General features: G+C 47.0%; 25 protein-coding genes and 1 other annotated feature. Of the genes, 16 read left to right on the top strand and 9 right to left on the bottom strand.

The features are described 5' to 3' along the window. Positions 1-4: 4 nt before the first annotated feature. Positions 5-227, top strand: a binding site (T-box leader). A 47-nt stretch (positions 228-274) separates the two neighbouring features. Further along, the gene (gene leuS, locus ASF99_RS11390; protein ID WP_055968808.1) at positions 275-2,680 is read left to right on the top strand and encodes a leucine--tRNA ligase; all 2,406 of its coding nucleotides are present in this window, start codon (positions 275-277) and stop codon (positions 2,678-2,680) included. A 131-nt stretch (positions 2,681-2,811) separates the two neighbouring features. After that, positions 2,812-3,789 carry a hypothetical protein gene (locus ASF99_RS11385; protein WP_023469100.1) on the top strand — a complete coding sequence of 326 codons (978 nt, stop codon included), beginning with the start codon at positions 2,812-2,814 and terminating at the stop codon, positions 3,787-3,789. A gap of 61 nt (positions 3,790-3,850) precedes the next feature. Here ASF99_RS11385 and ASF99_RS11380 read toward each other — a convergent pair whose 3' ends face one another. Further along, positions 3,851-5,122 carry an NAD(P)/FAD-dependent oxidoreductase gene (locus ASF99_RS11380; protein ID WP_035396467.1) on the bottom strand — a complete coding sequence of 424 codons (1,272 nt, stop codon included), beginning with the start codon at positions 5,120-5,122 and terminating at the stop codon, positions 3,851-3,853. Between the two features lie 192 nt (positions 5,123-5,314). Between ASF99_RS11380 and ASF99_RS11375 the strand changes: the two genes are divergently transcribed. Continuing rightward, complete coding sequence (locus tag ASF99_RS11375) at positions 5,315-6,979, top strand: putative polysaccharide biosynthesis protein (protein WP_055968806.1); 1,665 nt, start codon at positions 5,315-5,317, stop codon at positions 6,977-6,979. Next, positions 6,966-7,685, top strand: coding sequence for a pseudouridine synthase (locus ASF99_RS11370; protein WP_023469097.1), 720 nt, complete (start codon positions 6,966-6,968; stop codon positions 7,683-7,685). The genes ASF99_RS11375 and ASF99_RS11370 overlap by 14 nt, the downstream gene beginning before the upstream one ends. A gap of 60 nt (positions 7,686-7,745) precedes the next feature. On the opposite strand, the gene ASF99_RS11365 is transcribed toward ASF99_RS11370, so the two are convergent. Beyond that, positions 7,746-8,378 carry an SDR family oxidoreductase gene (locus ASF99_RS11365; RefSeq protein WP_023469096.1) on the bottom strand — a complete coding sequence of 211 codons (633 nt, stop codon included), beginning with the start codon at positions 8,376-8,378 and terminating at the stop codon, positions 7,746-7,748. A 108-nt stretch (positions 8,379-8,486) separates the two neighbouring features. Further along, a complete protein-coding gene (locus ASF99_RS11360; protein ID WP_023469095.1) occupies positions 8,487-8,705 on the bottom strand; it encodes a DeoR family transcriptional regulator in 219 nt (72 codons plus the stop codon). A gap of 321 nt (positions 8,706-9,026) precedes the next feature. Between ASF99_RS11360 and pepV the strand changes: the two genes are divergently transcribed. Genes pepV through ASF99_RS11330 form a run of 6 tightly spaced genes read left to right on the top strand, consistent with a single transcriptional unit; the run spans position 9,027 to position 16,064 of the window. Next, positions 9,027-10,424: a dipeptidase PepV gene (gene pepV / locus ASF99_RS11355; protein WP_055968804.1), complete on the top strand. Its 1,398-nt coding sequence runs from the start codon at positions 9,027-9,029 to the stop codon at positions 10,422-10,424. A 59-nt stretch (positions 10,425-10,483) separates the two neighbouring features. Beyond that, a complete protein-coding gene (locus ASF99_RS11350; protein WP_055968802.1) occupies positions 10,484-11,632 on the top strand; it encodes an MFS transporter in 1,149 nt (382 codons plus the stop codon). Positions 11,633-11,640: 8 nt separating this feature from the next. After that, positions 11,641-12,159 (top strand): RNA 2',3'-cyclic phosphodiesterase, encoded by a 519-nt coding sequence (thpR, locus tag ASF99_RS11345; protein ID WP_035396473.1) that lies wholly within the window; start codon positions 11,641-11,643, stop codon positions 12,157-12,159. A gap of 1 nt (position 12,160) precedes the next feature. Further along, positions 12,161-13,036, top strand: a complete 876-nt coding sequence (locus ASF99_RS11340; protein ID WP_235515936.1) for a hypothetical protein — start codon at positions 12,161-12,163, stop codon at positions 13,034-13,036. Beyond that, the gene (gene pulA / locus ASF99_RS11335; RefSeq protein ID WP_235515935.1) at positions 13,008-15,212 is read left to right on the top strand and encodes a type I pullulanase; all 2,205 of its coding nucleotides are present in this window, start codon (positions 13,008-13,010) and stop codon (positions 15,210-15,212) included. The genes ASF99_RS11340 and pulA overlap by 29 nt, the downstream gene beginning before the upstream one ends. Positions 15,213-15,263: 51 nt before the next feature. Next, positions 15,264-16,064, top strand: a complete 801-nt coding sequence (locus ASF99_RS11330) for a phosphotransferase family protein (protein WP_023469090.1) — start codon at positions 15,264-15,266, stop codon at positions 16,062-16,064. A 40-nt stretch (positions 16,065-16,104) separates the two neighbouring features. On the opposite strand, the gene budA is transcribed toward ASF99_RS11330, so the two are convergent. From budA to cydS, 3 genes are all read right to left on the bottom strand, one after another. Then, positions 16,105-16,818, bottom strand: a complete 714-nt coding sequence (gene budA, locus ASF99_RS11325) for an acetolactate decarboxylase (RefSeq protein WP_055968799.1) — start codon at positions 16,816-16,818, stop codon at positions 16,105-16,107. An 11-nt stretch (positions 16,819-16,829) separates the two neighbouring features. Continuing rightward, positions 16,830-18,521: an acetolactate synthase AlsS gene (alsS, locus tag ASF99_RS11320; RefSeq protein WP_055968796.1), complete on the bottom strand. Its 1,692-nt coding sequence runs from the start codon at positions 18,519-18,521 to the stop codon at positions 16,830-16,832. 162 nt (positions 18,522-18,683) lie between these two features. Then, entirely contained in the window at positions 18,684-18,785 is a 102-nt protein-coding gene (cydS, locus tag ASF99_RS17770; protein ID WP_023469087.1) for a cytochrome bd oxidase small subunit CydS, read from the bottom strand. Positions 18,786-18,961: 176 nt separating this feature from the next. Here cydS and trmB point away from each other — a divergent pair, with 176 nt between their 5' ends. Together trmB and ASF99_RS11310 are read left to right on the top strand one after the other, a co-directional pair. After that, on the top strand, positions 18,962-19,603 hold the full coding sequence (gene trmB, locus ASF99_RS11315; protein ID WP_023469086.1) for a tRNA (guanosine(46)-N7)-methyltransferase TrmB: 642 nt from the start codon (positions 18,962-18,964) through the stop codon (positions 19,601-19,603). Between the two features lie 116 nt (positions 19,604-19,719). Continuing rightward, a complete protein-coding gene (locus tag ASF99_RS11310; RefSeq protein WP_055968794.1) occupies positions 19,720-20,235 on the top strand; it encodes a hypothetical protein in 516 nt (171 codons plus the stop codon). 41 nt (positions 20,236-20,276) lie between these two features. Here ASF99_RS11310 and ASF99_RS11305 read toward each other — a convergent pair whose 3' ends face one another. Both ASF99_RS11305 and ASF99_RS11300 read right to left on the bottom strand, forming a co-directional pair. Continuing rightward, the gene (locus tag ASF99_RS11305) at positions 20,277-20,633 is read right to left on the bottom strand and encodes a DUF1304 domain-containing protein (protein ID WP_023469084.1); all 357 of its coding nucleotides are present in this window, start codon (positions 20,631-20,633) and stop codon (positions 20,277-20,279) included. Positions 20,634-20,702: 69 nt separating this feature from the next. Beyond that, the gene (locus tag ASF99_RS11300) at positions 20,703-21,005 is read right to left on the bottom strand and encodes a PepSY domain-containing protein (protein WP_023469083.1); all 303 of its coding nucleotides are present in this window, start codon (positions 21,003-21,005) and stop codon (positions 20,703-20,705) included. 119 nt (positions 21,006-21,124) lie between these two features. On the opposite strand from ASF99_RS11300, the gene ASF99_RS11295 reads away from it, so the two are divergent. Further along, the gene (locus ASF99_RS11295) at positions 21,125-22,195 is read left to right on the top strand and encodes a M42 family metallopeptidase (RefSeq protein ID WP_035396484.1); all 1,071 of its coding nucleotides are present in this window, start codon (positions 21,125-21,127) and stop codon (positions 22,193-22,195) included. Positions 22,196-22,352: 157 nt separating this feature from the next. Continuing rightward, positions 22,353-23,366: a PTS transporter subunit IIC gene (locus ASF99_RS11290; RefSeq protein WP_023469081.1), complete on the top strand. Its 1,014-nt coding sequence runs from the start codon at positions 22,353-22,355 to the stop codon at positions 23,364-23,366. 83 nt (positions 23,367-23,449) lie between these two features. Here ASF99_RS11290 and ASF99_RS11285 read toward each other — a convergent pair whose 3' ends face one another. After that, positions 23,450-23,740, bottom strand: coding sequence for a hypothetical protein (locus ASF99_RS11285; RefSeq protein ID WP_023469080.1), 291 nt, complete (start codon positions 23,738-23,740; stop codon positions 23,450-23,452). 126 nt (positions 23,741-23,866) lie between these two features. On the opposite strand from ASF99_RS11285, the gene ASF99_RS11280 reads away from it, so the two are divergent. Together ASF99_RS11280 and ASF99_RS11275 are read left to right on the top strand one after the other, a co-directional pair. Further along, a complete protein-coding gene (locus ASF99_RS11280) occupies positions 23,867-24,175 on the top strand; it encodes a thioredoxin family protein (protein WP_023469079.1) in 309 nt (102 codons plus the stop codon). 53 nt (positions 24,176-24,228) lie between these two features. After that, positions 24,229-25,026 (top strand): DUF1444 domain-containing protein, encoded by a 798-nt coding sequence (locus ASF99_RS11275; RefSeq protein WP_055968792.1) that lies wholly within the window; start codon positions 24,229-24,231, stop codon positions 25,024-25,026. Positions 25,027-25,077 lie beyond the last annotated feature (51 nt).

The following is a 25,077-nucleotide window of genomic DNA, read 5'->3' as shown; positions in this document are numbered from 1 at the left end:
ATAGTCAAATGCAGGGAACTGAAGTAGTAGGGGAAAGGTGCCGTCAAGAGAGCTGGTGGAAGGTGCGAACCAGTCGGTAACAACCGTGAACTCGTCAGGGAGCACGATTCGTGAAGTCGTAGTAGCGAATCCGGTCCTTCACACCGTTATCTGTGAATCAAGCGGTCTGTCATAGACAGACAACGTGGGTGGTACCGCGGAAGCCAAACCGGTCTTTCGTCCCTATTCCTAGGGGCGGAGGACCGGTTTTTTTTAGATTAGAGGAGGAAAAGACATGCCGTACAATCATCGCGAAATTGAACCAAAATGGCAGGCGCGTTGGGATCAAGACAACGCCTTCGTCACGACAGAAGATCCAGAAAAAGAAGGGTTTTATGCCCTTGATATGTTCCCGTATCCGTCAGGTGCCGGACTCCACGTTGGACACCCGGAAGGCTACACAGCAACGGACATCCTCGCACGGATGAAACGGATGCAAGGATACAACGTCTTGCACCCAATGGGTTGGGATGCATTCGGGTTACCAGCAGAACAATACGCCCTCGATACAGGGAATGACCCACGTGAATTCACAGCGAAAAACATCGAGACGTTCAAGCGTCAGTTGAAAGAACTTGGATTCTCCTATGACTGGGATCGTGAAATCAACACGACGGATCCGAAGTACTACAAATGGACACAGTGGATCTTTACGAAGTTGTATGAAAAAGGACTTGCGTTCGTGGACGAAGTCGCGGTCAACTGGTGCCCGGCACTTGGAACCGTTCTTGCGAATGAAGAAGTCATCGACGGATTATCTGAACGCGGAAATCATCCGGTCGTGCGTGTTCCGATGCGTCAGTGGGTCTTGAAAATCACGGAATATGCGGATCGTCTTCTTGAAGATCTCGATGACCTCGATTGGCCGGATTCTGTTAAAGAGATGCAACGGAACTGGATCGGGAAATCAGAAGGTGCTGAGATCGATTTCACGATTGATGGACATAAAAAACAAGTCACGGTCTTTACGACACGTCCGGACACAATCTTTGGTGCGACGTACCTCGTGCTTGCGCCGGAGCATCCATTCGTAGCTGACATCACGACAGCGGATCACAAGGAAGCCGTCGATACGTACATTTCGCAAGTCCAAACGAAGTCAGACCTCGAACGGACGGATTTAGCGAAGGAAAAAACAGGCGTCTTCACGGGTGCTTTCGCCGTCAATCCAATCTCAGGTGATCGTCTTCCGATCTGGATCGCTGATTATGTCCTTGCTTCTTATGGAACGGGTGCAATCATGGCAGTTCCAGGACACGATGAGCGCGACCATGAATTCGCGAAACAATTCGACTTGCCAATCGTTGAGGTCGTCGCGGGTGGAAACGTCGATGAAGCAGCCTATACAGGAGAGGGCGAACACGTCAACTCGCATATGCTTGATGGTCTTGGAAAACAAGAAGCAATCGAGACGATGATTGCTGAACTCGAAACGAATCAAGTCGGACGCAAGAAAATCACGTATCGTCTCCGCGACTGGTTGTTCAGTCGTCAACGGTATTGGGGTGAGCCAATCCCAGTCGTTCATATGGAAGATGGTTCGATGAAGACGCTTAGCCAAGAGGAATTACCGCTCGAACTTCCAATCATTCCGGAGATCAAGCCGTCTGGTACAGGCGAATCACCACTTGCGCTTGCGGAAGACTGGTTGGATTATACGGATCCTGAAACAGGAATGAAAGGGCGTCGCGAGACGAATACGATGCCACAATGGGGCGGAAGCTGCTGGTATTATCTTCGTTTCATCGATCCGCACAATGAAGAGGCGATCGCGGATCCAGAAAAATTAAAATACTGGCTTCCAGTCGATATTTACATCGGTGGTGCGGAACACGCCGTTCTCCACTTATTGTATGCACGCTTCTGGCATAAAGTCTTGTATGATGCAGGCGTCGTGCCAACAAAAGAACCATTCCAGAAGTTATACAACCAAGGGATGATTCTTGGAGAGAACAACGAGAAAATGTCGAAATCACGCGGTAACGTCATCAATCCGGATGAAATCGTTAAATCGCATGGTGCGGATACGTTACGCTTGTATGAAATGTTCATGGGTCCACTCGATGCATCAGTTGCCTGGTCTGAGAACGGACTTGACGGTGCGCGTCGTTTCCTCGATCGTGTCTGGCGCTTGTTCGAACGGACAGCAGACATTCAAGATGTCGCAGAAGTCGATGCTGACTTCGAACGGACATACCACCAGACGGTCAAGAAGGTTACGGAAGACTTCGCGAACATCCAGTTCAACACCGGAATTTCGCAACTCATGGTCTTCGTCAACGAAGCAAACAAACAGCCGGTGCTTCCGCGTCACTTCCTTCGTGGGTTCATCCAATTGTTAACACCAGTTGCACCGCACCTTGGTGAGGAACTCTGGGAACAACTTGGATTTGAAGAGACATTGACGTATGCGACATGGCCAACATTCGATGAATCGAAACTCGTCAGCGATACAATGGAATTCGTCATTCAAGTGAACGGAAAAGTTCGCTCGAAAATCGAAATCAACATCGACGCGACAAAAGAAGAAATCGAGGCACTTGCCTTTGCCGACGAAAAGACACAAGAATGGATCGGCGACAAGACGGTTCGAAAAGTCATCGTCGTACCGAAAAAATTAATCAACATCGTAGCAAATTAAGCCATAGCCCCTTTCATTCGTTTGACGCGAATGGAGGGGGTTTCTTCATTTCCGTCGCAAGTCCGCTTTTTTTTTGAACGTCCTTCTGCTACACTGAATCAGAAACCGAGAAAGAAAGGCGATTACCATCAATGAAACGATCTTATATAGTCTATACAACGATTTTTGCCGTCGTTTCGGGTTTGATTCTTTGTGTACTGCTCGTCTTCTCAAAACCAGAGACGATGTCGCGTATTCAGGAAACGTTCGCGAAAATCGAGACGCAATCGAAGCATCAGGCAGCTGTCAAACAGGTGCCGACGAAAACGCCTTCAGCTATTCCGAATCCGGAAGAACCATTAATTAAGAATGTCCAGCAGATGTTATATGATGATTCCATCGGGTCGTACCTCGTCGTCACAGACGATTATCGTTTCTTTGAAATTAGTGGAACAGGTGAGAGGATCAATGCCTCCTTCCAATTAGAAGAAGGGAAATTACTTCTTTCTGGCCTCGATGGCATGACACTCGTTGACGGAGAGACCGTCGCTTTATTGACATCGAATCAGATTCTCGTGACAATCACGCGAAAAGATGGTGTCTGGAGCGAAGAAAAACGTGAAAAAGTACAGGGGACGACGATTCGAGACAGTTTCCATGGGCTTGGATATGATGCGAAGAAAAAGGAATTCTATACGATCAATCATATCCGTGCAATCGGACGTGTGGAATTGACTCGTTTCGCCATGAAAGAGGATAAAATTAAGATTGATCCAGATGCGTCGGAAAAGAAAAAACGGGCTTTAAAGAAAAAGCAAAAGCCGCCGTATTTATCGATCGTAGAACGAAGTAAAATTGAACCGGCGAATGGGATGCGAAGTGATGCGAAGAAAGTATTCGAATCCGACTTCCGACCAATTGGTCTTGCGGAACGACAAGGACGCATCTACACACTTGATTCAGAAGCACTCTATCTCTATTCGATTGATCAGAAAGATCAGACGATCACGGGAGAGACGGCAAGTCCGAAGGTCTATGGTTCAAAAGGGATTTTCGTACAGGATAATGAATTGTTTGCCTTAGTCGAGACAGATAAGTTTTCGAGCCGATCGTTCACACCGATTGACTGATGCATAAAAAGAAAAGACCCGATTCTTCTGATTAACACAGACGAATCGGGTCTTGTTCATATTAAGAGACAGTGTCACGTGCCATTTCTGCGGCGTGGCTACCGGCGCAATGACCCGTCACGAACGCGGCTGTAATGTTGTATCCACCCGTATAGCCGTGAATATCAAGAATTTCACCAGCGAAGAATAATCGTTCGGCTTTTTTTGACATCATTGTTTTTGGATCAATCTCTTTGATCGAGACGCCGCCACCCGTGACGAAGGCTTTATCGAAATCGAGCGTTCCCGTTGCTCTGAGTGGGAATCGTTTCAATTGTTGGAGGAAGTCCGTCCAGTCTTGTTTCTTCACTTGTGTACAGACTTCATCGCCAAAGCCGATTTGAGCAAATAGGAGTTCAAGCAACCGTTCTGGTACGAAACCACGAAGAGCATTGCGGACTGTTTTCTTCGGATTTGCGGCAAGCGCAGCTTGGAAACGTTCCGTTAAGGCACCGAGGGATTCGTCCGGGAAGAGATCAATCGATAGATGAACAATCGTTTCTTTCGAACGTTTGCGTTCTTTGATCGTATATTGGCTACACCGTAAAGCAATCGGACCACTTAAACCGAAGTGTGTGAACAGTAGATCACCTGTATGTGTTTTGATCGCCTTATCTTTTTTACCGTGGACCGTTAGAGCGACGTCACGCAGCGACAGCCCTTGTAATGTTTTTTCGTGAATGAACGTATCACCTAACAGAATCGGAACTTCCGTTGGGAAGAGTTCCGTGATCGTGTGACCCGCTTTTTCAGCCCACGGATAGCCGTCACCCGTTGAACCGGTATGCGGAACAGATTGACCACCGACCGCGACGATACAACTTTTCGCTTCAAGACGCATGCCATTCTCTAATATGACAGCTGCAAAAGCACCGTCTGGATGGAAATCGAGCGTAGCGACTTGCGCATCCGTTTGAATCTCGGCACCATGCGCGCGGATTTGATCAATCAATACACGAACGACATCCGCTGCCTTATCTGAGACAGGGAACATCCGACCGTTGTCCTCTTCTTTAAGTGCGACGCCAAATCCTTCGAAGAGTTCGATGATCGATTCATTGTTGAATTGAGAGAAGGCGCTATATAAGAAACGTCCGTTTCCCGGAATCGACTGGACGAGCTCGTCGAGTGGTTTTCGATTCGTGACGTTACAGCGTCCGCCGCCAGAGATTGCGAGCTTCCGTCCTAATTTATTCCCTTTATCGAGCAGGAGTGTTCGAGCTCCAGCTTGTAAGGAGGCGAGCGTTGCCATCAAGCCGCTCGGTCCGCCCCCGATTACGATTACATCGTACATATGGTCACCTCATTCATAGAATTCTGCTTGTTTCACTTTAGCAGAAGTTGCGACTGTAAACAAACCGTCTCTTTCAATTCCAGAAAGACAGCGGTATAATGATTTGCAATTGTGTACGAGAGAACTTGTATAATGAGACAGTCATGATTAGAGTGTCGAGTTTAAAAATTAGAAAGCGTGAGGGATGTTACCATGTCCACAGTCAACAATAAACAGTCCACTTCTCCCGGTAATGCGGGATTCGTTCGTGGGACGATGCTCCTATCCGGTGCGTCACTGATTTCCCGCGCACTAGGTTTGATCTACCTCTTTCCATTCCAGTTCATGGTCGGTGCTACAGGTATTATGTTTTATACGTATGCCTATAACTATTATGCGATCATGATCGGACTCGCGACAGCAGGGATTCCTGTCGCCGTCTCGAAATTCGTCGCCAAATACAATGCATTAGGAGAGTATGATACGAGTGAAAGATTATATCGGTCTGGTCTGAAAATCATGTCCTTGACCGGGATTGTTTCCTTCCTTGCTTTATTCTTTCTCGCACCGTATTTAGCACACCGGGCCATTCCAGGTGGTGACGTTGATTCAGCAGCATACGTTGATGCTGTCACGATGACGATTCGTGGCGTGAGTTTCGCTTTACTCTTGATTCCACCGATGAGTATGACCCGAGGTTATTTCCAAGGGTATCAATCGATGGGACCGACCGCGATTTCGCAAATCTTGGAACAAATCGTCCGGATCATCTTCTTGCTTGCAGGAGTCAGCATCGCGATTTATTTGTTTGATTCAGGTGCAGCATTTGCCGCAACGATTGCAACATTCAGCGCTTTCATTGGCGCAATTGGTAGTGTTGCGGTTCTGATCTATTATTTCCGCAAACGTGCGAGTGGCTTACAGGAACTTCGTGCTACTCAAACCGTCCGTTCGCCGGATCGCCCGTTAACGGATTTGTATAAGGAATTATTGACGTATGCGATTCCAATCGTCATGGTCGGTCTTTCGACACCCCTTTATCAAGTCATCGACCAGAATACGATGAATGCCGCCTTACAAAGTATCGGTTACACGCTCGAAGCGGCCGGAAACGCGACTGCCTATCTGATTGCGGATAGTCATAAGATCGTCTTGATTCCGGTGTCGGTCGCAACAGGATTGTCGTTATCTGCAACTCCACTGTTAACAGCGTCCTTCACGCAAGGAGATATGCGGAAAGTACGGGCTCAAATCTCACAGATTTATCAACTTGTTTTCTTTGTGACGATTCCGGCAGTCGTCGGGATGATTCTCCTCAGTGAAGAAACGTTCCATGTGTTATTCCCAAAAGATCAAGCGGCGTGGGTCTATCTGTTAAGTTATGCGCCGAGTGCGTTGTTCCTTGCCTTGTATTCTGTAACGGCAGCAGTCCTTCAAGGGATTAACCGTCAGTACTTCACGATCATTGCAACTCTTGCAGGATTACTTGCGAAGTATCTCTTGAATGCACCGTTGATTCATTTGACAGGTGATGGAACAGGTGCTGGATATGCGACGATCATCGGCTATCTCGTTGCGACGGGATTAATGTTCCTCCGGATCACACAAACGGTGAAGTTCCCATTCAGTACCGTCTTGCGCCGGACATCATTGATTTTAATCATTAGTGCATTGATGGGAGCAGGTGTTGCACTCGTGAAGTGGGGAATGGTGTCCTTCTTACCAGAGACGACATGGGCATCTCTGTTGATCCTGATCATTGGTGCGGCAGTTGGAATCGTGATTTTCGCTGGACTTTCGATTTGGAGTGGTTTAGCAGAGGTCATATTAGGGCGTAAATTTTCATTGAAACGAGGACGAAATCATGCGTCTAGATAAATTGTTATCCAACATGGGGGCAGGCTCCCGAAAAGAAGTAAAACTTTTGCTCAAGGCAGGGGCAATTCAAGTCGATGGTGAGATCGTTCGTGATCCGAAACAACATGTCGATGTCGAGTCACAACAGGTTCTGATGTACGGCGAACCGGTCACGTATCAAAAATACATCTACTTGATGATGAATAAACCACCGGGTGTCATTAGTGCGACGGAGGATAAACGAGATGAGACCGTCATCGATCTGTTGTTTGAAGACGTGACGTATTTCAAACCGTTTCCGGTCGGACGACTTGATAAGGATACAGAAGGTTTGTTGTTACTGACAAACGATGGAGCGTTCAATCATGCCTTGATGTCTCCGAAAAAACACGTTGAAAAAACGTATTACGCGGAAGTGACAGGTGTATTGACGCAAGAAGACGTCGAGGCAATTGCGGCAGGCGTCACCTTAGAAGACGGTTATCAGGCAAAGCCAGGAAAACTCGTCATCTTATCGACGACAGAAACAGATTCAACGCTTGAATTGACGATCACGGAAGGGAAGTTCCATCAAGTCAAACGGATGATGCTTGCCCTAGGTAAAGAGGTCACGTTCTTGAAACGGCGCTCGATTGGTCGTTTAGAGCTTGATTCGGCACTTGCACTCGGGGACTACCGTGAACTGACACAAGAGGAATTGTCGTTATTTGATTGGCAACCTGAATAAGCAAAGCAAAAAGGCGGTGGAGTGAATGTACATTCCATCGCCTTTTATTGTGGGATTTAATTATTGATTACGTAGTGCTTCTGCGATCGGATAAGGACCGCTGAGTACTTCGAATACACGAGATTGTGTCGGATGATCAATCAAGTGAACGAACAGCGCTGCCACATCGTCACGAGACACCTTACGATCTTCGTATGAATCAAAATGCTCTTTCGTTTCAACAGTACCTGTTGGGTCATCGTAGCTGAGCGGACCAGGACGGACGATTGTATAGTCGAGTCCACTTTCTTTGAGGTGAGCGTCTGCTGCTGCTTTCGATTCAAGATACACTTTTAGTTCGCCTTTCGGTTCTTCCGTACCGACTGAACTGAGCATTAGGAAACGATCGATCCCGTTGGCTTTTGCTGCATCGATGACTTTGATCGCACCTTCCTGATCGACGGCGCGTGTCAATTCGTCCGATGCGCCACCAGCACCCGCTGCAAAGATGACGACGTCCGCGTTACTGATGACGCCACTGACATCCTTCGTCAAATCCCCAAGTCTGACTTCAGATGCGCCGAGTGCAATCAAATCGTTGATTTGATTTTCTTCCCGTACGACCGCGATCGCTTGGTGATCTCCTTGTTTAGCGATCAATTCGACCATCTTGCGTCCTGTCGTTCCGTTTGCTCCAATGATTAAAATATTCATTCTCATCATCTCCTTCTCCCAATAGCTATACCCCACGTTTTAAAAAAGATAACAAAAAAAGACGCGAAGAATCGCGTCATCGAAAGATATACATAGTGAAACAGTGGATCAACCCGCTTGCTTTTGTTTCTTACTCGACGTCCATGTACCGCGTCGAGGGCTCACAATGAGATTGTTGTATTCAAGCACGTTCAAATCCCGCTGGACGGTCCTTGAAGTGATGCCAAACTCTTCAACCAACTCTGCTGTCGTAGTAGCTCCGTTCTCTTGGATGTAGAGATAGATCGATTTAATCCGGGTCAACATACGGTCTGTAGAATCTTTCATTGGTATAACCACTCCCCCAATGGATAGAATAGTGTTCTAAAGCTTCGGGTGACAAAAGACAATGCAATATCCAGTTGTTTCGCCTTTAGTATAACGTTTTGATATTAAAATGCAAGTAATTTAACCGAACGTTTTCATAAAAAATATATTCAAATGGTTTGTAAAGTCGATAATTTAGGTTTTATTTTAGATTAATGTTCGTCATTTCAATAAATAAAAAAGAAAACAGAATTTGGATGTTCGTATCTGAACGAATATTCGCTATACTAGGAAGGTGTATAGGAAACGAATCCAAAACCCGTAATGAAGGAGCGAAATCAGATGGTGAATTGGAAAGAGGAAGTACTCGCACGTCGCGAGGACTTATTAGAAGATTTAAAAGAATTATTACGGATTCCGAGTGTACTCGACGAATCCACGATCGAAGAGGGCGCGCCGTTTGGTCATGAAGTCAAACGTGCCCTCGATTGGATGCTCGCGACAGGGGAACGCGATGGGTTCACGACAAAAAATGTCGATGGGTATGCAGGACATTTGGAATATGGTCAAGGGGAAGAGTTACTCGGTATTCTTTGTCACTTAGACGTCGTACCAGCTGGTGGCGATCACTGGACATACGGTCCATTCAACCCGACGCTTGTAGATGGAAAACTGTATGCACGTGGAGCAATCGATGATAAAGGACCGACGATGGCAGCTTATTACGCTTTTAAAATCGTCAAAGAACTTGGCTTACCACTCTCGAAGCGCATCCGTCTGATTGCAGGAGGGGATGAGGAGAGTGAATGGCGTTGTGTCAATCATTACTTCAAACATGAAGAGATGCCCACACTTGGTTTTGCACCAGATGCCGACTTCCCGATCATCAATGCGGAAAAAGGACTCTATGATGGGTTATTGATTCAAGGGAAACCAGCGCAAGCATCTGATACAGGCTACCATCTCGTTCGTTTTGAAGGTGGCGAACGTCCGAACATGGTTCCAGGTCATGCCCAAGCGCTTCTTCGTGTCGTCGAAGTAGGAACGCTTGAGACGGATTTCCATGCTTATCTTGAAGAACAAGGTTTGACGGGAACAGTCAAGCAAGAAACGGAAGGTCTCATACTTGATGTCAATGGTGTCGCAGCCCATGCGATGGAGCCGGACAATGGTAAAAATGCTGCTTTACATTTGGCACGTTTCCTCAATACGCTTCACTTGGATTATAACGGTCGTCGTTACATTCAACTCGTGACGCATATGTTCCGGGATTCTCGCGGTGTAGCGATGGGTGTCGCTGCTTCAGACGAGACAGGTGACTTAACGATCAATGGCGGTGTATTCCGTTACGCCGAAGAGCAAGGAACGGCATCAATCAATATCCGTTACCCGTATACAGCAGACTTCACGGAACGTTTGCAAATCATCAAGGAAGCCGCGGCAGGATATGGTTTTGAATTGCAGACGCGGACGCACATGACACCGCACCATGTTGATCCAAACCATGAATTGATCAAGACGCTAAGTGCCGTTTATGAGCGCCATACGAACCAATCAGCTGATCTGATAGCAATTGGTGGCGGCACATATGCGCGTTCATTGACGGCGGGAGTTGCTTTTGGTCCAGTCTTCCCGGGTGGTCCTGAAGTTGCCCACCAAGTCGATGAATATGTTGATTTTGATGAACTATTGCTTGCTGTCGCAATCTATGCAGAAGCGATTTATGAGCTCGCAAAATAATGATTGATGATCCCCGCATCGTAAAGATGGGGGGATTGCTTCTTGAAAGGAAGTTCCGTGTGAAAAATCTTCAAACCTATCATTTCCAAGCCTTATATTTCTTTATTTTCTTTGGACAAGGAGCACTCATTCCGTATCTCGCGCTTTATTTCTCAAACGACGCGTTCGGACTGTCTGCTTCAGAGATTGGAACAATCGTTGCGATTGGACCGATTCTCTCCATTTTCCTACAACCTGTTTGGGGAATCGCGGCGGACCGACTCGGAAAACCGAAACGACTCTTGCTCGTCGCGATGCTTGCTGCCGGTATTTTTACACTCAGTTACTTACTGACGTCTGCTTATCTACTTTTATTATTGATTTCTTGCGTTTGGGCGTTGTTCCAGTGCGCGCATATTCCGCTCGTGGATACATTAGCGATCGAGTACACGCGAAAGCGTAAAGTGGATTACGGCGCTTTACGTCTTTTCGGCTCAGCAGGGTTCGCTTTAGCTGTTTTCATTCTTGGGCAAATCACTGAGGGTGGCGGACTAAATCTGATTTTTTATTCAACCGGTGCAGCATGGGTTCTCGGTTTCCTTGTGCTGATCGGCATTGAAGAGACGGGCAGCGTCCATGTTTCACATCAGCAACCCGTACCGTTAAAACAGCTCTTTTCGAATCGACGCTTCCTGTTGTTCCTAGCAGGGGGGAGTTTGATCTTCGGACCCATCTTCGCCAACAATTATTACTTTGGCAGCTACGTCACGATTCGTGGTGAGACGACGGCACTCGTCGGAACATTATTCTTTGTCGCCGTTCTGTGCGAAATTCCGTTCATGCGCATCGCCTCGCGTCTGTTATTACGATTCGGAGCGATTCCGGTTCTTGTATTCGTTTCCTTGTTGTCGGCTGCGCGGACGGCGATGATTGCTTTAGAACTTCCAATCGTCATGCTGTGGGTATTATCTGCGATGCAAGGAATGATCGTTGGTCTGTTGATCCCTGTCGCCTTAGATTATGTGCGATCTCTCGTTCCAGAGACGATGGTCGCAACAGCCGTCAGTACATATATGGCGACGACGACGGGACTCGCGACAGCGTTGTTTAATCTGATGAGTGGTTTTGTACTCGAGGAGAGTACAATCTATACCGTCTTTTGGGTATATACAAGTAGTAGTATCCTAGGCGCGATTCTGTATGGTATCAGTGGTCGTATGAAGGAGTGAGCGCGACGATGAGACAAGAACGACACTTTTTCATTGCTTTGCCGATCCCTTCTAAAGATTTGGCAAATCTTGCTGAACGGTTATCGCTACCTGAGTACTTTCGTAACGTCTATACGTTAGAAGAGTATCATCTAACACTTCGTTTTTTCGGTCCATTGGAGGAAAAAGAACAGCAGTCGTGGAAACAGCAGTTACAGCAGATCGCGCGTACGATGGAACCGTTCGTGCTACGATTCGATCGTTTGATCACGTTCGGTCGGGATGAACGACCACGCGTCGTAGGATTTGGAACGGAATCGGAAGAATTGTTTCAATTAGTGGAACAGATTGATCCGAATTCGACCAGACCATTCGTTCCGCATGTCACGATCGCGAAAAAGTGGCGCGCTGAGGCAGCCGAATGGAAGACGAGTCCGATCCGATCAATAGAGTGGACTGTTCGTGAACTCGTTCTATTTGAAGTACGACCAGAGGTTTCACCGCGATATGAGCCGGTTTATCGGATTCATCTAGGTGAAGAGGAATGAGGTGATCCCCATCGCAATTTTGATGAAACTATATGACTTAGATAGTCGATTTGAAAAAAATCCGCTAGAGATGACGAAACGATTTGTTGAACACCAGGCACTTGATTATACGAACGTTTATCGCAAATGGGAGACAGGAGAATTGTTTCCAGGGGAGACGCTTATCCGTCCGAAGAAGTGGTGGCAAGTGATGAAAAAAAGTGAAGTCATTCAACTTCCGGGTAAACAATTATCTCGAAGAGCGTTTGATAAATGGTACAAAAAACGTCTCGAGTTACAAAAACTCTTGAACGTCGCTGGCGGAGCAGGGGAGGAGGACATTTGGCGGATTCCATTAAAACGTCATTTAGACTTCTATCAGATGTTGCATCTACTAAATGAACAATATGCGATGTTTTATCGGGCGGTCATTCACTATCAAGTCGGAGAAGTCGAGTTGAGTCCATTTGTCGTCGGTCCGTCCGCGATCTATATCATGGAATGGCTCGATGGTGAAGAGAGTATTTATCATATTCGACGAGATAAGTTGTGGCGGGAACAACCGTTCAAAGCATCTGTGAAACAGATTTTGAACCCGAATATCAGTTTAAAACGAACGGAAGACATTTTGCATACGATTCTTGGACGAGATTACGATTTACCGATCGAACGGGTCATCTTAGCTCCAAGTGGTTATTTTGATAAGATTCCAAAAGAAACGACGACGACGTATGTCAATAAAGTGGATTTTCCTAAATGGTTGAATCGTATGAATGGGAATGCGACTCATACAAAAGCTGCTCAAATGCGTGTGTGTGAAAAAATCCTAAAGGAAACCGTATCGATTCCGTTTCAAATGGCGATCCAAAGTGAGGAACAGTCACGCATTCAAGAGTAAGGGAGGGAGCGACGGCATTGTCGTTGCGAAAGAGATGACAAACCAAGAAGTAGCGATACCAGTGATCCGGGCGGAGTTCTCATCGTTCCAAAGCATCCGAGTCGAGGTCGAAGGCAATCCGTCAATCCACTGGTCGCTTGAATGTGATGGACAATCACTTGCGATCCAGCAAGTCGAAACACACCGTGAGGAACAACTGGTGATTTATGAATTGACGGTTCTGGAACCGGTCGAGCTCGAATGCCGATATGAGGTGTTCGGAGCAGGGAGGTCGATTCGCGTCGTTCCTGACCGGTTAGTCCGGACGGAAGCGTTCGAGCGCAAGTACCGTTACGAAGGGAAGCTCGGTGTCTGGGAAGAAAAGGGTACATTTCACTTTGCTGTTTGGTCACCGGTCGCAGAACGGATCATGTGTGTCGTGTACGATCAAGATGAACGGTTGCTCGGAAAGTACGAAATGGAGCGACACGAGCAAGGTGCTTATCATCTTCAACTGGAACAAGATATCGCAGAGTGCTGGTATCGGTATGAAGTGACGACATACCTTGGCACAAAAGAGGTCGTTGATCCGTACGCTAGTGCGATATCGGAGAATGGTCGATACGGTGTCATCGTTGACGTCGAACGGACGATGACCAAGTGGTTCCCGAAGCGTGTCGCGCGTCCTCTGTTCGTCAAACCGTCAGACGCTGTCATCTACGAAGCGAATATCCGTGATTTCACGATCGATCACTCAGCTGGTTCAAGTTATCCGGGTCAATACACAGGGATGACGGAACGAGGAACGCGCTCTCCTCGAGGTCATGCGACGGGACTTGATTATCTCCTGGATCTCGGGATCACCCATCTGCAATTGCTACCAGTCCACTTTTTTGAGACGACCGATGAACGGACGCGGTCTCCATATAACTGGGGATACGACCCAATGCTTTGGTTCGGGCTAGCTGGGAGTTATGCGAGTTCGGTTGAACCACTCGTTCGCGTCAGAGAATACGCGGAAATGGTAGAGCGACTCCATGAAGCAGGCATTCGTGTCACATTCGATGTCGTCATGAATCACGTCTTCATTCGAGAACGCTCCTCTCTCGAACAGCTTGTCCCTGGTTATTATTTCCGCTACGAAGTAGACGGAACACTATCGAACGGAACAGGTGTCGGAAATGATACCGCATCTGAGCGATTCATGATGCGCCGTCTGATCGTTGACTGTTTGACGTACTTTGCTCGAGTCTACCGGATTGATGCCTTTCGATTTGATTTGATGGGGATTCATGATATTGAGACGATGAATGATGTTCGTGCGGCGCTCGATGCGATTGATCCAACGATTCTGGTGTATGGAGAAGGGTGGGATCTCGCGACAGCGTTACCGGAACGATTAAAGGCGATGAGTGCCTCCGCTGCGCAAATGCCGCGGATCGCCCATTTTAATGATGTGTTCCGTGACGCGTTAAAAGGATCGACGTTCAGTGAATTCGACCGAGGTTTCGTTGCGGGAGATGGCTGGAAGGAAGGGGAGGTCCGAAACGGGATTGCGGGAAGTGTCCATATCGACAATCAAACGTACGGACGTTTTCCGGAACCTACCTATTCCATCAATTACGTCGAGGCGCACGACAATCATACGTTATACGATAAATTAAAGTTATCTTGTCCAGAGGCAGATGAACAGCAATTATTGCGGATGAGTCGCCTAGCTCAGACGATTGCCTTGTTTGCGCAAGGGATTCCGTTTCTTCACGCAGGTCAAGAGTTCTTACGCACGAAACAAGGTGTTGAAAACAGCTATAACGCACCAGACGAGATCAATCGAATGGACTGGGAACGGCGGGATGATCATCTGTCCCTTGTCACATACATCAGGACGATTTTGCAGATTCGTAGAATGCATGGCGGATTCCGGTTGCACCGAGCGAATCAGATTCGCGAGTTGCTTCATTTCATCGACTTACGTCCGGGTGTCATTGCTTATGAACTTGGAGCGGTCCACTCGTATGATGCATGGCAACGCACGCTCATCGTTTACAATACGACGCGCGAAATCGTTGAAGTCTCACTTGATCATTCGCGCTGGAATGTGCATGTACAAGGGGATGAGGCCTCGGTCGACCCGCTTCTGAAAGGTGTCGACAGGATTCAGGTCCTTCCGTTGTCAACGACGATCGCAACGTGTTAAGATAAGCATTGTGCCTTAGGCAAATCTACTAAAAAAGTTGAGCGGATTATAATGGAATTAGATATTTTAGATGCGCTTGGTGAAGGCTGGACCCTTACGCCAGCAGGTGGAATCACAGGAGAAGCGTACATCGCTTCAACCGGACAATCGAAGTTGTTTTTAAAACGAAATTCATCGCCGTTTTTGGCGATTTTATCCGCAGACGGAATCGTTCCGAAGTTATTATGGACGAAACGGATTTATAGTGGGGACGTCATCAGCGCCCAACAGTTCATTGAAGGCGACGAGTTAGAGCCCGAAATGATGGAACGTCCTGAAGTAGCACGTTTGCTTGGGAAAATCCATGATTCGAAGGAATTACTGTTCATGCTACAACAGCTTGACCAGCGCCCGATCGAACCTGATGAGTTATTGCGACAATGTCGTTTGTACTTTCAACCGGATGATTTAGAGGATCCGGAGCTCGTGGAACATGCGATGGTTTACCTCGAACAAAATCTGGAGCAGGTAAGAACGGATGAGCAGGTCGTTTGTCATTCAGATTTGAACCACAATAACTGGTTGACGGGAGCAGACGGTCAACTCTATCTGAACGATTGGGATGATGCGATTATTGCTGACCGTGCGTACGATCTTGGAATGATGTTATATAGTTATGTCGACGAAGCGGCTTGGCCAGAATGGTTCGAACATTATGGACATCCTTTGACGAGTGATCTGAAACAACGGATGCACTGGTATGTCGTAGCGCAAGCAGTATTGTCACTCTACTGGTATGAAGATACGCGTCATCCGGATGTCGACGACAGTTATCATTTTCTTGAACAGCTACTTGAATACTCAAACGACTAAAAAGCGTGTCATTCCGAAAGGGAACGACACGCTTTTTTGCTTAACCTTCAGCGATTTTAATTTCTTTTTCAATATCATGACTTTCGAGATCTGCCGATCGATAAGCTGCTGTCGTCGGTAGACGTAAATCAAGTTGCGGCTTTTCTTCGAATGTGACGGTGACGTTCTTAACTGTGTAGTTAAAGACGTGACCACCACCTGCGCGAGCAGCATCGATGAAATGAAGGTGATATCCGGCGACGGCGATACCGTGACCAAATCGTGGTGTATAGTATCCGGCAAGCGTTCCTTCCGTGTGCTCGAACGTACGAGCGCTTTGAGAAGCGACAGCTTCCGTGATTGGAACGAACGGTTTTTCCTGGCGTGCGACGGTGCGTGTCTGAACCTCCGTGAATGTTCCGTCAATCCGGATAGCATAAAAGCTATTGATCGTTGGGAGTTGTTCGTTCAGCCAGTGCTCAAACGTCGCTTTTGACATCTCTTCCGTCACGGTCAGGGTTTGTTCCGGCTCGAAACGGGTTAATGTCGCGAAAGGTGTCGTCGTCTCAGGTTGGAGCGGTCGAGCACTACCATCTGAGCGGAGTTGATAGAATTGACCATCGAATCCAATCATCTCACCGTCTAAGTGGTCAAACGTTCCGATACCGAAATCACGTTGATCAAGGACGGAAGCATACGTGACTTCACTCTCAAATACGCCGTCAAGCAGTGCCATCATCGTTGAAATCTGGACGAGTGTTTTATCGTGTGCCATGTGAATCCTCCTTAGTTCAATTGATCGAGATGAACTTGTTCTCCGAGCGCGATATTGTCACGGTAATCGATCGGTACATCGACGATGACGGGACCGTCTGTCGCGAGTGCTTCATCCATGATTGCTGCGAGTTCCGAAGGATGATTGACGCGGAGTCCTTTTGCTCCAAAGCTTTCCGCATATTTGACGAGATCGACGTCACCAAATGACGTACCGGATTTCCGTTTGTATTTCATCTCTTGTTGGAACGCGACCATATCGAATCCGCTGTCGCGCCAGACGAAGTGGACAAGTGGTGAGTTCAAACGGACAGCTGTCTCAAGTTCCATTGCAGAGAAGAGGAATCCGCCGTCACCTGAAATCGAGACAGCTTTTTTTCCTGGACGTACGAGTGTTGCCGCGATTGCCCAAGGAAGTGCGACGCCGAGTGTTTGCATCCCGTTACTAAAGAGAAGGTGGCGTGGTTCATATGAACGAAAATGACGTGCCATCCAGATATAGTGAGAGCCGACATCGACTGTGACCGTGACATCATCCGCAATTTTTTCGCGTAACGTCTTCATGAAATAAAGCGGGTGCGTCAATGGAGAATCCGCGACTGGGGGAACATCGCGATCAACAAGACGTTGATGTAATCCTTCGAGGAATTGCACGGAACTCTCAGGTAAAGTGAGTGGTTGCAGGCGTTTAGCGATCGCATCGACCGTTTTCGCCATATCACCGACAAGTTCACGGTCTGGACGATAGAAGTGGTCAATTTCAGCGCGCATTTGATCGATGTGGACAAGCGTGCGGTCGTGCGTCGGTTGGTTCCAGAATTTCGGATCATAGCCGATCGGGTCATATCCGATCGAGAGGACGAGATCCGCTTCTGCAAGTAACGCATCTCCTGGCTGATTACGGAACAATCCAACACGTCCGTAGAAATTCGATTCAAGTTCACGTGATAATGTGCCAGCTGCTTGGAATGTCTGAACGACAGGAATCGAGACGTTTTTGAGTAACGAACGAATCGCGTGTACGACATCTGGCTGACTCGCGCGCATACCGAGTAACAAGACAGGCAGCTTCGCATCTTGAATCAAGCGAGCCGTCTCTTCGACCCAAGCTTCTGGTGCAACACCGAGCTTCGGTGCTTCAACCGCACGGAATGCCGTGACGTTCGCTTCGCTCAATCCGACGTCTTGAGGGATACTAACGAAAGCAGCCCCGGAAGTCGTTTCTGCTGTACGGAAAGCATTGGATAATACTTCTGGAATGTTATCGGCATCTTGTACTTCCGCGCTGAAGTTCGTAATCGGTGTAAAGAGTGCCTGATTGTCCATCGACTGATGTGTTCGTTTTAAACGATCGGCCCGTGTGACAGCTCCGGCAATTGCGACAACAGGGTCACCTTCAGAGTTCGCCGTCACAAGACCAGTCGCTAAATTCGATGCCCCAGGACCAGATGTCACAAGGACGACACCCGGTTTGTCCGTCAAGCGTCCGATGGCTTGAGCCATGAAGGCAGCGTTTTGTTCGTGGCGTGCAACAATGAGTTCAGGTCCCCGGTCCTGTAACACATTGAAGACGGAATCGATTTTGGCGCCGGGAATACCGAAGATGTAATCGACACCCTGCTCGATGAGTGAATCGACGACGAGATCCGCACCTGTTTTCTTCTGTACTAATTCTTTTGAATCGCTGTTTTTATTTTCGTTCATTACAATTCTCCTTTTTACCAACGTTTTTGGTGTTCGATAGCTGTAATAAATTATCTGTTTCAAAAAAAGTATACATCTGTTTCATGGTAAAACCAACCTAAAATCATTTAGAAAATAAAAAAAGTACCTTGTGTATGATTACACAAGGTACAGAGATTGCCCTTATTCGACGTCGACTTTTCCGAAAGTCGCCCAGACGAACAAAGCAGTGATTCCCAAGACGAGAACGATGGGAGATGCCCAACTAATCAAGAAATCATCCACAGTATAGCCCTCCTTTTCGGTTCTTACGTACCTTAAGTGTATTAGAATGCTCACTATTTCTCAAGTGACGAACTGCTGAACATTCTTCGATAGGAAACGAAGAAGTTCTTATATAATTACCCGAATCATGATAAACTTATCTGCGGATAATTTAAGTTTGGAAAGGATGAACGATAGTGCGTTTACGACATAAACCATGGGCGCAGGATTATATGAAGGAACAATCCTCGATCTATATAGCAGAACCAGCATCTCTTAAAGGAGCATGGGCTAGCGAGTTCAAGAATGATAACCCGATCTACATCGAAGTGGGATCAGGGAAAGGAGCATTCATTACCGGAATGGCGCACCAACACCCGGATATCAACTTCATCGCGATCGAACTATTCGAAAGCGTTGCCGTGACGATCGTTCAAAAATTGGTCGAAACACCACAATCGAACGTTCGCGTCTTGACGGTCGATGCAAAAGACTTACGTGATTACTTTGAAAAAGGTGAAGTGTCCCGGGTGTACTTGAACTTCTCTGATCCATGGCCAAAGACACGTCATGCGAAACGCCGCTTGACGTATAAAACATTCCTCTCGACATATGAAGATATTTTACCAGCGAAAGGTCAAATCCACTTCAAGACAGATAATCGGAAGTTGTTCGAATCGAGTTTGATGACGATGTCAGCATACGGCATGCGCTTCGACTGGATGTCACTTGATTTACATGCGAATGAACCGGAAGATAACGTCCGAACAGAGTACGAAGAGCGTTTTTCATCAATGGGTCAACCGATTTATCGGATGGAAGCAACGTACCAAAATTAATTTAGACAAAAAGTTTTCTTATTTTCCTGGTATTTCTTTCACACTTTTTTCTTATTAATTGGTACAATGTTGTTGACTGAAGAACTTGTACTTATAGGTAAAGGGGGAATTTGGGGATGTGGCAGAAAAGCTTAGCCTTCGTAACGGCGCTCTTTCTCGCATTAAGTATCGGTCAATCGGTACTTGCTGCGGTTGATACCTCAGAAATGACGAAAGCATTAGATGAGGAATTACCAACGACGCATTACGATTATAAAAAAGGTTCGGTCGAAATCGAGGATCCGAAGACGTTCACGAATGAAAAAGGAGAAGAAGTCATCGGCGGGATCGCTGTCATCGAGACAGTCCGTGACGGCATCTTCATCACAATCAAACGTGAAATCCACTTCTTCAATACCGATAGCGGTAAATTGTTGACGAGTGCCGATGCTGCAAAAGTTGATGGCGTAAAAGAATACATCGACGGTAACTCGGATAATCTTCAACAAAAAGTCGTCTACTGGTTACCGATGCTCTTGATGTTGTTGATCATCGCTGTACCAGCGGTCATCTTATACATCGTTGTTCCACGTCTATACTCGACGACGGAATACATGAACCCGATCTACGAACGCAACGACAACCCGCGTTAATTAAGAAAAAAAGCCTCTATCCAATCGGATAGAGGCTTTTCTCATGCAAGCAACACGAAGATGAAAGCAAGTATGGCAGGTAGGCCTTGTTTGAGTAGAATGGAGCGATTGGCGGTCGCGGCGCCATAAAGCGCAGCGATGATGACGCACGCTAAAAAGAACAATTGAATGGCAACATCCTGACGAATCAGACCAAATACGAGTCCGGCTGCTAAAAATCCGTTATATAAGCCTTGATTCGCAAAAAGTGTCCGAATTTGTTGTGATGCAACAGCCTCGTCCGTTAAACCGAACGTTCGACGAGCCGCTTTGGAAGAAAGAAAGAACATTTCAAGTGCTAAAATATAAAAGTGTTCCAAAGCAACGAGGATAACAAACAGCGTAGCAAGAATCGACATGAATCATACCTCCTTCAGGTGAACGTGGAAAAAAGACCGTACTTCGTCGATCGAAGCACGGTCTTTTGATTAAGCGTATTCGAGTAAAGCGCCAGTTTCGGCATCAACTGTGAATTGATACGTTTTTTCGTCATCACCTTCAAGGACCGAGATGCCACCTTTGTAGCTTTGGTAGTCACGTGACTCATATGCGTAAGCCTCTGGTGTTGCAGAGATCCATGCACCTTGGACACGTCCTTTTGCTGAAAATGTGCGTTTCGTGATTTCGAGCGCTTCCTCGGCAGAAAGTTGTTTGTCATCAACGGCTTTCTTCACTGCGAAAGCGGCGACGACAGCTGCTGCCAATCCGATAATCCAATAGCGTTTTTTCATTAAAATTCCCCTCCTTACAGGTTCTATTCCTACTGTACCAAATAATTCGTTCAGAGAGAAACAAAAGGTTAAGTGATAGAAGCAATTTTTTGTATAATGAGAAGCAGGAGGCGATACATATGAATGAAAAAACGAGAGAGTTATTTCGAACACTGACGGAATTAAATGGGGCACCAGGGTTTGAGCACGACGTTCGTCAGTTCGTTCGCGAGCGCATCACACCTGTCACGGATGAGATCGTTACGGATGGACTCGGTTCGATTTTCGGAAAACGAACAGGCGATGCGACAGGACCGAAAGTCATGGTTGCCGGGCACATGGACGAAGTGGCATTCATGGTGACGCAAATCACGAAGAACGGAATGTTACGGATTCAACCGCTCGGTGGCTGGTGGAGCCAAGTGTTGCTTGCGCAACGCTTCTCGATCTGTACGGATAACGGTGTCATCCCTGGTGTCATCGCATCGATTCCACCACACTTGTTGACAGAAGAAGTACGCAATAAGCCGATGGCGATCAAAGACATGTTCATCGATATCGGTGCAGACTCAAAAGAAGAGGCAGAATCGTTTGGAGTACGTCCGGGTATTCCTGCCGTACCATTCTTCCCGTTCACACCGATGGCGAATCCGAAGAAGATCATGGCGAAAGCATGGGATAATCGCTATGGTGTCGGAATGGCGATTGAATTACTGGAAGAGACGACAGCGGCGGATCATCCGAACATTTTGTTCTCGGGTGCAACGGTTCAAGAAGAAGTTGGATTGCGCGGAGCGCAAACAGCGACAGCACTCATCGATCCCGACGTCGCGTTCGTCGTCGACGCTTCTCCTGCCAATGATGCATCAGGAGACAAAACGGAATTCGGTCAACTCGGACAAGGCCCATTGCTTCGAATTAAAGACAGTGTCATGATTCTCTCAAAAGAGATGACGGATTACGTCCTCGATACGGCAGAATCGAACAAGATTCCGTACCAATATTATGTCGGTGCAGGTGGAACCGATGGTGGTGTCATCCATCGTTCGAATAATGGGATTCCAACGACAGTCGTTGGTTTACCAGCACGCTACATCCATACGCATGCATCGATCATGCATACAGATGATTATGATGCGGCGAAGGAATTGCTTCGGAAACTCGTCACGAACCTCGATACGACGACGCTCGCGACGCTGCAAGTTAAGTGAATGACATGACAGACAGTGGATGTGAATCCGCTGTCTGTTTTTGTTTAATAAGAACGATGTAAGTACGGACTGTCTTGTCAGTTGAAAAAACAATGTAGTCGGATAGAAAGGAGATTTGATATAATGATACGCGATGTTAAGAAAAGGACGTGACAAGATGTTCAAACAAAAAGGGATTTCACTTAGCCCTAAAGTATATTTCATCACCGTATTAAGTTATATGGCACTTGGCTTGTTTAGTTCGTTGATCATGGGTCTCATCATCCGGACGATTGGTGAAGGACTGGTGGGGCGTGGTGTAGAGGCGAAGTTCCTCATTCAGTTAGGAGAGCAGGCGATCGCACTGACTGGACCAGCAATCGGTGTGGCTGTAGCGTTTGCACTTGAGGCACCACCGCTGATCTTGTTCGCAGCAGTTGCCGTTGGTGCGTTCGGATATGAAGCAGGAGGACCAGCAGGGAGTTACATTGCAACGCTTCTTGCGACAGAGGTCGGAAAACTCGTTTCAAAGACGACACGACTCGATATTTTATTGACGCCGTTTGTTACGTTACTAGCCGGATTCGTTGCCGGACGTTACGCGGGAAAGTGGATTGGGAAAGGGATGACGGATCTTGGTGAGTTGATTCGTTGGGGAACGGAACGCGAACCATTATTCATGGGAATTTTTGTTGCTACCGTCATGGGTCTTGCATTGACGGCGCCGATTTCGAGTGCCGCGCTTGGAATCATGCTTGGTTTGGATGGACTTGCTGCAGGGGCGGCGACGATCGGTTGTGCGGCACAGATGATTGGGTTTGGCGTCATCAGTTACCGTGATAACGGAATCGGTGGCGTGGTTGCCCAAGGGATTGGTACGTCGATGTTACAAGTAGGGAATATCATTCGAAATCCTTGGATTCTTCTACCGCCGACTGTAGCCGGCGCAATCCTAGCGCCATTTGCGACTGTTCTGTTGATGCTTGAGAGCAATCCGGAAGGTTCTGGTATGGGCACGAGCGGATTCGTTGGTCCGTTGATGTTATTAAAAACGATGGGGTTCGAAATGGAGTATTATCTAGCAGTCGCTGTCCTCTGTTTCCTTGCGCCTGGCATCATCAGTTATTTCATTTATCGCCTATTACGACGTCTCGGTCGGATTCAAGATGGCGATTTAAAAATCGAATATTAAATACAAAAAGCTGATTCTAAAGGATACGCCTGTTTGACCGGATGGTGGACGAACAAGCATATGACTTTTTGAATCAGCTTTTTTCATAAAGAGAATCCGAATGAACTTGAATAAAAACTCGTAAAGAAAACATAGAGGTAAATGAGGTAAAGTGGAGTCAAATACCGCATGCGTACGACGGGCAATTTTCGAGCGAGTCGTTTTCCGAGTGCTTCGAGTAAAATGATGATCGCAAAACCGACGACTAAGTACAAAAAGATTTCGGGTAAGCTTCTTTCGGAATCAATGAAGGAATAGCCGTAACGTAAACAACTCGTCATGCCAACGAAGCCGACGAAGCGTTCGAACGGATGTTTGATTGGTTGATCTGCCATAGTGAAGTCCTTTCCAGGTGTTTTCTAGTTGCAGTATAGCAAACCAAGCACGAAAACGCACAGCCACAATTGAATATGCTATGATGAGGGCAATGACTTCTAGGGAAATCAAAGGAGGAAATCATCATGAAAACATTACAATCCAAACAAGAATTCGATACAGCAAAACAAGGAAATGCCGTCTTTTTATTCTCAGCAAACTGGTGCCCGGATTGCCGCTTCTTAGATCCGTTCATGCCGGAAATCGAGCAAACATTTAACGGCTTCGAGTTTTACTACGTCGATCGCGACGATCATATTGAAATTGCCCAGGAAATGGACATCTTCGGAATTCCGAGTTTTGTTGCATTCCGCGATGGTGAAGAGACAGGGCGTTATGTCGGGAAAGAGCGGAAGACACCAGAACAGGTGACAGCATTTTTAGAGACGGTTTAAGAAAAAAGCGAGCGCTGACTCGCTTTTTTTCATGATAGAAAGGATGAATTCGAATGGAACTACAACAAATCCGAAGAATGATGACACAAACATTTGAAGAAGAAGGGTACACGACATATTTCGATCGTGAAAAGTCTGTATTACGAATTGAGCGAAAGCACGATAAATCAGGCGTTGATGTCGGATTGAATCCGCTTGTCGCAAAAGCAAAACGAAGAGGTGTCATTGCAGTCGAAGAGACGATCGAATATATCCGTGCTGTACTCGGACAAACGGATCAAATCTCACTCGTTGGACAAGAACAAAAAATCTTTCCTGTCATTCGCGCTAAATCGTTTGCCGATACGACAAAAGAAGGGAAGACGCTCGTCAGTACACCACATACGGGTGAGACGAAAATCATGTACGCACTTGATTTAGGGGCGACGTATCGTTTGATTGATGAGGAGTTACTGGCGTCTGCTGAATGGACAGCTGAACAGTTATCAGAAGCAGCGCGTTTTAATGTGAAATCGCTTGAAGCGCCATTTAAACAAGACGAAGTCGCAGGGAATATCTTTTATTTCTTGAGTCTCGGCGACGGATATGAGGCGAGTCGTGTTTTGAACAAGACTTTATTAGCCGATTATGCGGCGCAAATCGAAGGAGAATTCGCAGTCGGAATTCCGCATCAGGATGTGCTGATTTTCGCTGATATTCGGAATGACGCCGGATATGATGTCTTACAGCAATTGATGTTTGACTTCTTCTCGAACGGTCGTGTACCGGTCACGGCACTGCCATTCTTATATGAAGATGGCAATCTGGAGCCGGTCTTCGTCCTTGCGAAAAACAAGCAGCCGAAAGAGTGAAGAATCTGATACAATAGGCATTGTGAGAAAGACGGAAGGGAGTCATGGATT

This window comes from Exiguobacterium sp. Leaf187 (genome assembly GCF_001423925.1).
GTDB classification, from domain to species: domain Bacteria; phylum Bacillota; class Bacilli; order Exiguobacteriales; family Exiguobacteriaceae; genus Exiguobacterium_A; species Exiguobacterium_A indicum.
The sequence above is the reverse complement of the archived record's forward strand: the minus strand, read 5'-3'. Positions and strand labels throughout refer to the sequence as shown.